Genomic DNA, 8,673 nt, shown 5'->3' with positions numbered 1-8,673 from the left:
GAAAATGGAAACCCGAGTTCATACCAGGGAATAATAGAAGAAGTACAATCCTGAAAAGAAAACTTGAATAAGGTTAAATATTATCCACTTCAATACCGGATGAGAGATATGAGAGGCTTCCTTAACAAAACCGACTACAGGCATTTTGCAATATATGCTTTCATTTTATTGCCCATTGCAGTATTATGTTATCAGGGCCAACTATCACTTGGACCAATTCCATCAGTAATTTTATTCGGGATATTGCTTTTAATTCCAATTGCAAGCAACGTGGAAATTCCGGCCATCAAAATCAGGACACGTAAACAGGAGCACCTTCAACGCGATGCCCTCTTGCTGGAAAAGATATTCTCAGTTCCTGTCGTGAAGGAATTATCCACCGGAACCAGGATGATATTTGACACGATTGTAACGGTCAATCTGGGTGGATTCATCATCCCCCTTTTCCTTGCAGCGTTCCTCCTTGCATTCGAGATGAATTTTGTAGCTCTGGAGATTGCACTTATCGTAATGGTTGTCGTGGCCCTGGTAGCAGAAATGATAGACGGAGTCGGCATAGTAGTTCCTGATTACATAGGTTTAATAGCAATTCCGTTTGCATTACTACTGGAACCTGAAAATGCTGATGTTATCGTTTTTGTTGCCGGTACAATGGGAATACTGGCCGGAACAATTGCACACCTTTTTGCACTTAACAGGGAGCAAAGAGGAAGTGCCTACATAAATATTGGAGGAGCAGGTAGCTTCCGCGCAATTTACGTAACTATTCTCCTTGCAGGCTTAATATCCCGGTTTATCTGAAAAGGATTCATTATAACCCGTGTCCATCGAGGGAACACCAAGACGTTCCTGCAATCTTGATTCAAGATGAAGGGAACGGTATTTTACAATCCCATGTTCTCCAAACCTGAAGGGCTGTGGAGTAGTATCCACCTTGGTAGCACGCATTTTCTGTACTGCCAGAACCGGAGATAACGTAGTATCAACTTCATTTACCTTCATTGAGTCAAGGAAAATAATCCCGTCACCAAGGAAATCATATTCATCAAAATCTTTTGTCTCGATCCCATGATGCTTTTCAGTAATAAGGAAGGATGTTATCTTACGCTGCTTCATCAGCCTGTGAGAAGACCTCCATGATGCTGATTTACGGAATTCTTCCGGGTTGCTGAAAACATTAAGGGAATCGAAAACCACACGCTTGGGTTTATAGGTTTCAACTATCTCAGTAATTTCTTCAAAGGTGAGCATTGACATCCCGAAAACTTCAAGGTACCCATCATCAATGTATTTTCCAATGTCCCATCCAAATCTCATGAAGTGCTGGACAAGTTGTTGCAGCCTTTCCTCAAAAGAGAAAAGGACACATTTTTCACCTTTCCTGACACCATCAACCAGAAACTGCATGGACAATGTTGTTTTCCCGGTCCCGGGAGGACCTGTAACAATTACTGAAAAACCTTCGGGAACACCACCTTCAAGCATGTCATCCAGTCCTGTCACGCCGGTACTGATACGCTTAATTGCCCGATCAAGGTTCTGCGTATCGAGTTTGGATTTAAACCTGCTTGTGTCAAGGGACAGGAGGGCCTTTTCAAGAACAAGATTCTTTGCTCCAAGTTCCTTCTCATATCTTTCAAGCACCTTTATGGCGTCACTGCTAAGAGTGGTGTGGACTGGATACTTGTTTCTGGCCATGATAAATAATTAAATATAGAAGATATAAAGGTTTGTTCCCGTTAAACAAAAAGTAGTTTACTTATCATCTTCTTCAGGGAAACCCGCCCCTTTAAGGAACTCACCACGACCTTTTTCCGCAATTATTTCACCATCCCAGATCATTTCCCCTCTTGAAAAAGTAAATTTGGGATAAATGCCATCCATACCTTCGTAAGGGGTCCATCCGGCCTTGCTGTGTAATTCATCACCTTTTATTTTGTGAACATTCCGTGGATCAACAATCACCAGATCGGCATCAAACCCTTCAGCAAAAGATCCTTTGCCATGCCTATCCAGTCCGAATGTTCTCGCAGGAGCTGTACTGGTCAGGTCTATCATGCGCCCCAGAGGGATGATATTTCGCTTCACGGCTACAAACATCAACGGTAAAAGGGTCTCAACTCCCGGAACCCCGGATGGTGCGGATTTAATATCTCCCTCTTTTTCAAATTCACGATGAGGGGCATGATCTGAAGCTATCATGTCAATAGTACCATCATTAATTGCATTCATCAATGCTTTCACACTGCGCCTGTCCCTGAGAGGAGGATTCATTTTTCCGAAAACACCAAGATTATCCCAATCCTTTGTCGAGAGGAACAAATGATGAGGTGCCACCTCTGCTGTCAGGGATGTAACACCGTTCTCCGAATTGATGAGCTTCTGGTTCCTGATAAGTCCTACAGCTTCCATCGTACTGATGTGACAGAAATGACCCTTTACACCGGTTTTATTGAATTCATCGATTGCTTTTTTTACAGCAATACCCTCACATATATTGGAACGGGCTTTTGAATGTGACTCAAACGAAAAATCCTTTTTCAGGATTTCCTCGTTTTTGAGACGGGTTTCCTCGTCTTCCGCATGGATACAGGCCGTCGCACCTAGTTCACTTATTGATTCCAGTGCTTCATGGAATATTTCGTCACCAATACCCAGACCACCGGTTGACTGTGCCATGAATATTTCACCAAAAGCACTAACACCCAGTTCCCATAATTCAGGGAGCTTGTCAACGGATTTCGTGACTCCGCCGTTTATCCCGAAATCAACAACCGATTTCCGGTTTGCCATTTTGAGTTTTTGCCTGAATGATTTCCTGTCAATGGTAGGCGGTATTGTATTCGGCTGGTCAAAAACAGTCGTGATTCCGCCAGCAGCAGCGGCACAGCTTCCGGTATACCAGTCTTCCTTATGCTCATAGCCAGGTTCCCTGAAATGCACGTGAACGTCAATTCCCGAAGGAATGGTAAGTGCACCTTCGGCATCAATTACCTGATCTACATTCTCTCCTTTCAGATCCTTTGCAATCCTTTTGATTTTGCCTTCTTCAATCAGGACTTCTCCGGGTTGCAGAAAATTGTTGTAAAAAACTCTGGTGTTTGTGATCAGGATGTCGCCCATACAACTCTTATCTCCGGAAAGAGAAATGAATTCAATAAAGATATGCATTTCTGTGTCTTGCCCGATCTTAAAGGCCAAAGCAACCAACTTACGGATATATAGAAATCTGACTTAACTATATATTTAGTAGATCAACTAGATATATCAATTGTGCTTACCTATGAATGATGAGAGAAATGGAAACTAAAGAATTGGAAAATGGAATTCAATCCAATAATCCTTTGAAATATATCCGGAAGCATAAATCCGGCTACAACATACTTTCGAAAAACATCCATAAATACGATGCAGAAGAGCTTGAAGTATACAGGTTTTTAATTGGGGGATTTGAAGGAAAATGACATACTCCGAAAAAACAGCAGAATGCCATATCTGCAAGGGCAGTCTGGAAAAAAAGAATCTTGGGAACTGCAAAGTTAGCTTTTGTCCGGAATGTGGGGCAATCGAGCCATTGAATGATTGGGTAAGCAAAATAAAAGCTTCAGCCCACTAATTTCAGTCCAACATTGTAGGAATATGGTGGACTATATAGAAATATAGTCCATATAGATATCTACGTGTGTTAATTTAGACTATGTAGGGTAAATCTATATACGGATTTCCCATACTCAGATGCAAAGGCGAAAGCCTTGAAGCAGAGAGGATATAATATGGCTAGCAAAACAAAATTGTGGTCTATCACACTTGTTTTAATTATGATACTGGCACTCTTCGGTGCTGGATGTACTGGAAATGGAGATGAGACAGAAGGAGATGATGAAGGAGCAATGGAAGCTGAAAGCATCCTTCTGACAGGTTCCACAACAGTACTGCCGCTTGCACAGGCAGCTGCTGAAACTTATATGGAAATTCACCCTGAGCAGAGCATAACTGTTAACGGCGGTGGATCCGGAGTTGGTATTGCAGCACTTATCGATGGCAGTACCGACATTGCAATGGCTTCAAGGAAGATCAAAGATTCCGAAGTTGGAGAAGCAGAAGCTAACGGAGTAACACCTGTTGAGCACGTAATTGCATGGGACGGACTGGCAGTAATTGTCAACCCGGAGAACCCCATTGATCAGCTTACTTACGCACAGATTCGCGGAATCTATGACGGTTCAATCAGCAACTGGGCAGATGTAGGCGGAGAAGACATGGAAATTGTAGTCCAGTCACGTGACAGCAGCTCAGGAACATATGAATACTTCAAAGAGGAAATTCTTGAAGACGGTGAATACCGTCAGGATGCACTTGCAGCAAGCTCAAACGGTGCTGTTGTACAGGCAGTGGCCCAGAATGATGCTGCAATCGGTTACATTGGATACGCATACCTTGATGACAGCGTAAAAGCTGTGGATGTTGACAAGGATGGCACAATGGTTGCCGCAACTACTGAAAATATCCTTGCAGGCGATTACCCGCTTTCAAGGCCACTCCACTTCTACACCGACGGAGAACCAACGGGATTGGCAGAAGATTTCATTGATTTCATCTTCAGTGATGAAGGAACAGAAATTATCAATGAAGTCGGATACTTCCCTGCAAAGTAAAAGCTAAAACATAAGCAGTTGCCTTAAAAAAGGGCAACTGTCCTTTAATTATTTTTTCGAATAACCAATAATTTATCATCGAATTATTCCATTTTACTTAACTAAACATATTGAACTTTGAGGTATGAAATGGTCCACAGAAGATATAAAGAGAAGGGCATTGAAACCGTATTTTTCGTTACTGCGGCAATTACAGTCCTGGCTCTCCTTTTTATCTGTCTTTTTCTTTTCCGGGATGGTTATCTCTTATTTGAAACAAGTTCATTCATCGATTTCATCACAGGGGATGCCTGGTATCCAACCTCTACCCCTGCGAGATTTGGATTATTGCCCTTATTATTCGGTTCATTACTGGTAACTGCAGGTGCTATTTTCATATCCGTTCCCTTAGGAGTGGCAGCTGCAATATACATATCAGAATTATCAAGTCCAAGGGTATCGGATTTCCTGAAACCTTTTATTGAAATTCTTGCTGGAATCCCATCAGTCGTTTACGGTTTCTTTGGTCTCGTGGTACTGGTACCCCTGATCAAAGAGTTGCTGGGCCTTCCGACAGGCCAGACAGCCCTTGCAGGTTCAATTATGCTTTCAATGATGGCACTTCCTACGATAATATCCATATCAGAAGATGCAATCAGTGCAGTTCCGCTATCGCTAAAAGAAGGTTCCCTTGCACTTGGAGGTACCCAATGGCAAACAATCTATAAAGTCGTATTACCGGCTGCCCTTTCAGGAATTTCAGCTGCCGTAATCCTCGGCATAGGCAGGGCGATCGGAGAAACAATGACAGTATTGATGGTAACAGGCAATACTGCAGTTATCCCCGGTTTTCCGGAAGGTATCCTTGATCCCGTAAGAACTATGACAGCTACAATAGCACTCGAAATGGGAGAAGTTCCGCAGGGAAGCGAACACTACCATGCGCTCTTTGCAGTGGGTTCAGTTCTTTTCATTACAACCTTTATTATCAATCTTATTGCTGACAAGATCAAGAAGAAATACAAGCTGAAGGAGGGACTCTGATGGATGCAAAAACAACTGAGAAATTTGCTTTCTTAACACTAAAAGCATCCATTTTGCTTGTCGTCTCCTTTGTAGCGATCCTTCTGGCATACATAATCATTCAGGGATATGAAGTACTTAGCATAGACTTCCTTACAAGTATGCCCAAAAACCGCATGACTGAAGGAGGCATATATCCTGCACTTATGGGAACCGCCTACCTGGTAGGTCTCTCTATAGCTATTGCGGTACCTTTGGGAGTATTTTCAGCAATTTACCTTAATGAATATGCAACCCCGACAAAGTCCACCTGGGTAATCGAAATGGCAATTAATAACCTTGCCGGCACCCCATCAGTCGTATTCGGATTGTTCGGACTTGCCTTATTCGTAAAGTTCTTTGATTTTGGCCCGTCTTTACTCGCTGCCTCCCTTACACTGGCATTGTTGATTTTGCCTGTTGTAATAAGGGCAAGTAAAGAAGCACTGATAACAGTTCCACTGGAATACAGGGAAGCTTCCCTTGCATTGGGAGTAACCAAATGGAAGACTACCAGGCATATTGTATTGCCTGCAGCAGTTCCCGGCATAGTTACAGGAATTATCCTGAGTATAGGCAGAGTGGCCGGAGAAACTGCACCTATCCTGTTTACGGGTGCGGCTTATTTCCTTCCAAGACTCCCGGATTCCGTATTTTCACAGTTTATGGCACTTCCATATCATCTTTTCGTAATGGCAACATCAGGAACGAACATTGCACAGACAAGACCTATCCAATACGGTACAGCCCTTGTCCTTCTGATGCTGGTACTCGCCGTAAACTGCTTAGCAATCGTAATTCGCAAACATTACAGGAATAAACTGAAAAGGTAATTGATCAACATTGAGGATGAGCAATGAGTGAAATGGGTTCTGTCGATGACATAAAAGTTGAGGACTTAAACCTCTGGTACGGAGAAAAACAGGCATTATACAATGTCTCAATGAAAATACCTAAGAATAGTGTTACTGCCCTCATCGGACCTTCGGGTTGTGGCAAATCCACATTCCTGCGTTGCATAAACCGTATGAATGATCTTATCAAGGGTTGTCGTATTGAAGGTAAGATCCATATTGACAACAAAAACATTTATGACAGGGATGTTGATGTAGTTGAACTCAGGAAGAATGTGGGAATGGTATTCCAGAAACCAAACCCTTTTCCCATGTCCATCTATGACAATATTGCCTATGGTCCGAAAATACACAATGTAAAGAAAAATGAAATAGCCCCGATTGTTGAGGAAGCCCTCAAAGGAGCAGCCCTCTGGAAAGAAGTTTCTGACAGGATGGATACATCCGCACTGGATTTAAGCGGTGGCCAGCAGCAGAGATTGTGTATTGCAAGAACCATGGCTGTAAAACCGGAAATCATTCTTTTTGACGAACCGTGCAGTGCGCTTGATCCTATTTCAACAAATAAAATAGAAGACCTGATCCTCGAACTTAAAAAGGATTACACCATTGTAATTGTAACACATAACATGCAGCAGGCTGCAAGGATTTCCGACTACACTGCATACTTCCTGCTCGGAGAACTTATTGAATTCGGGGAAACAAAGCAAATATTTGAAAACCCTCAGGAAAAGAGTACAGAGGATTACATCACAGGAAGGTTTGGGTGATTTTATGGTCCGCGAGCGATATCTGGGCAATCTCGAGAAACTGAAACAGAATGTCATTACTATGGGCCATCTTTCAATGCAGATGATTGATGACGCACAGGTAACACTTGATAAAGTTGACAAGGAACTTGCCGATAAGATAATTCAGGCAGATGAAAGGGTTGATAACTATGAGTATGAGATCGAAAAGTGTAGCGCAGATTTGCTTGCCCTGCAACAACCTATGGCAAAAGACCTACGCCTGATAATTACATCCTATAAGATAGCAATTGATCTTGAAAGGATGAGTGATATGGCGGTTGACATCGCGAAAATTGTCAAAAATATGGATGATGATGTTGTATTCACTTATTCAGATCTGGACAATATTTTTATTCTCTGCAGGGAAATGGTTGCGAATACTATAAAAGCATATGAAGACGGAAATGTTGAACTTGCAAGGAAAACTGCAGAAAGTGACGACATAGTGGATCAGAAGTTCTACAAAGGATGGGATTCGCTGGTCAGAATGATGATCTCAAGCTCAGCAATTATTCCCAATGCCACAGACCTCATGTTTGTTCTCAGGTATCTTGAACGGATTGCTGATCATACCTGCAATATCTGTGAAAGCATAATCTATATGCAAACCGGGGAAAGGATAGACCTGAATTGATCCCTTTCCATTGCATTCTTTTTTCTTGTTATCTGACAAAAGTTAAATAAAGAGCGTTGCATCCTCTACATGTCTCATTAGTAAAGATTCCAGAGGATTTTATCGTGACTGACGAATTATTTGACATAAAATGCGGTTACATTTCTTTTAATAACCCTATTGCTATCGCCTCCATGGCAGGAAAAACGGATAGCACTTTTGCAAACAGCTATGGCAAAAATGCCGGTCTTGTGGTACTTGGAGGATACAACCTGGATGCTGCAACCAATGAAGCGGCAAGAAAAACTGAATCAAGAGGAAGGGAAGAATTTGTATCCGACAATCCGCTTGAATTCCTGAAAAGTGAAATTGAAAAGACCGAAATATCCGGTGCTGTTGCATTCAACCTGAGAAGTACATCGATAGAACCTTTGATTGAAGCGGCAAACATGATCAGGGAAGCAAGCGGGATTTTTGAGCTTGATGCCCATTGCAGGCAGGAGGAAATGATCGAAATCGGTGCAGGGGAAGCACTGATGGAAGACCTTCCGCGTCTTGCGGAATGGATTCGCCTGATCAAGGAAACAGGCGTCGTTCTTTCAGTGAAAATCCGCGCAAACGTTGTGGATGACGAGGAACTGGCAAAAACAATTGAATCTGCAGGTGCTGACATACTCCACGTTGATGCAATGAAAGCCGGAGCGGGAGCGGATCTCAAC

General features: G+C 42.6%; 10 protein-coding genes. 8 read left to right on the top strand and 2 right to left on the bottom strand.

Annotated elements, in window-relative coordinates:
- Window positions 1–108 precede the first annotated feature (108 nt).
- Window positions 109–801: a DUF1614 domain-containing protein gene (locus tag PWQ49_RS08195; protein ID WP_300609805.1), complete on the top strand. Its 693-nt coding sequence runs from the start codon at window positions 109–111 to the stop codon at window positions 799–801.
- Here the strand turns inward: PWQ49_RS08195 and PWQ49_RS08190 are convergent.
- Together PWQ49_RS08190 and PWQ49_RS08185 are read right to left on the bottom strand one after the other, a co-directional pair.
- Window positions 781–1,698 (bottom strand): ATPase domain-containing protein, encoded by a 918-nt coding sequence (locus PWQ49_RS08190; protein WP_300609804.1) that lies wholly within the window; start codon window positions 1,696–1,698, stop codon window positions 781–783. The genes PWQ49_RS08195 and PWQ49_RS08190 overlap by 21 nt on opposite strands.
- Window positions 1,699–1,755: 57 nt before the next feature.
- Window positions 1,756–3,123 (bottom strand): dihydroorotase, encoded by a 1,368-nt coding sequence (locus PWQ49_RS08185; RefSeq protein ID WP_300609803.1) that lies wholly within the window; start codon window positions 3,121–3,123, stop codon window positions 1,756–1,758.
- A gap of 164 nt (window positions 3,124–3,287) precedes the next feature.
- Here PWQ49_RS08185 and PWQ49_RS08180 point away from each other — a divergent pair, with 164 nt between their 5' ends.
- The 7 genes from PWQ49_RS08180 to PWQ49_RS08150 all read left to right on the top strand — a co-directional run.
- On the top strand, window positions 3,288–3,464 hold the full coding sequence (locus PWQ49_RS08180; RefSeq protein WP_300609802.1) for a hypothetical protein: 177 nt from the start codon (window positions 3,288–3,290) through the stop codon (window positions 3,462–3,464).
- 309 nt (window positions 3,465–3,773) lie between these two features.
- A complete protein-coding gene (locus PWQ49_RS08175) occupies window positions 3,774–4,655 on the top strand; it encodes a PstS family phosphate ABC transporter substrate-binding protein (RefSeq protein WP_300609801.1) in 882 nt (293 codons plus the stop codon).
- Between the two features lie 129 nt (window positions 4,656–4,784).
- Window positions 4,785–5,678, top strand: a complete 894-nt coding sequence (pstC, locus tag PWQ49_RS08170; protein ID WP_300609800.1) for a phosphate ABC transporter permease subunit PstC — start codon at window positions 4,785–4,787, stop codon at window positions 5,676–5,678.
- A complete protein-coding gene (pstA, locus tag PWQ49_RS08165; protein WP_300609799.1) occupies window positions 5,678–6,529 on the top strand; it encodes a phosphate ABC transporter permease PstA in 852 nt (283 codons plus the stop codon). Before pstC ends, pstA begins: the two co-directional genes overlap by 1 nt.
- A gap of 23 nt (window positions 6,530–6,552) precedes the next feature.
- Window positions 6,553–7,320, top strand: coding sequence for a phosphate ABC transporter ATP-binding protein PstB (gene pstB, locus PWQ49_RS08160; RefSeq protein WP_300609798.1), 768 nt, complete (start codon window positions 6,553–6,555; stop codon window positions 7,318–7,320).
- A 4-nt stretch (window positions 7,321–7,324) separates the two neighbouring features.
- The gene (gene phoU, locus PWQ49_RS08155; protein WP_300609797.1) at window positions 7,325–7,975 is read left to right on the top strand and encodes a phosphate signaling complex protein PhoU; all 651 of its coding nucleotides are present in this window, start codon (window positions 7,325–7,327) and stop codon (window positions 7,973–7,975) included.
- Between the two features lie 104 nt (window positions 7,976–8,079).
- Window positions 8,080–8,673 (top strand): tRNA-dihydrouridine synthase (locus PWQ49_RS08150; RefSeq protein ID WP_363321841.1); only part of this gene is annotated, 594 nt, incomplete at its 3' end.

Origin of the sequence: Methanohalophilus sp., assembly GCF_030156785.1 — an archaeon.
In the GTDB taxonomy this organism is placed as follows: domain Archaea; phylum Halobacteriota; class Methanosarcinia; order Methanosarcinales; family Methanosarcinaceae; genus Methanohalophilus.
This window is presented reverse-complemented; position numbering and strand designations above follow the sequence as displayed.

Coding starts and splice junctions, on each gene's coding strand:
- PWQ49_RS08190 (WP_300609804.1), bottom strand. CDS start 1,698: ATGGCCAGAAACAAGTATCCAGTCCACACCACTCTTAGCAGTGACGCC.
- PWQ49_RS08175 (WP_300609801.1), top strand. CDS start 3,774: ATGGCTAGCAAAACAAAATTGTGGTCTATCACACTTGTTTTAATTATG.
- PWQ49_RS08185 (WP_300609803.1), bottom strand. CDS start 3,123: ATGGGCGACATCCTGATCACAAACACCAGAGTTTTTTACAACAATTTT.
- pstA (WP_300609799.1), top strand. CDS start 5,678: ATGGATGCAAAAACAACTGAGAAATTTGCTTTCTTAACACTAAAAGCA.
- pstB (WP_300609798.1), top strand. CDS start 6,553: ATGAGTGAAATGGGTTCTGTCGATGACATAAAAGTTGAGGACTTAAAC.
- PWQ49_RS08195 (WP_300609805.1), top strand. CDS start 109: ATGAGAGGCTTCCTTAACAAAACCGACTACAGGCATTTTGCAATATAT.
- PWQ49_RS08180 (WP_300609802.1), top strand. CDS start 3,288: ATGATGAGAGAAATGGAAACTAAAGAATTGGAAAATGGAATTCAATCC.
- phoU (WP_300609797.1), top strand. CDS start 7,325: ATGGTCCGCGAGCGATATCTGGGCAATCTCGAGAAACTGAAACAGAAT.
- pstC (WP_300609800.1), top strand. CDS start 4,785: ATGGTCCACAGAAGATATAAAGAGAAGGGCATTGAAACCGTATTTTTC.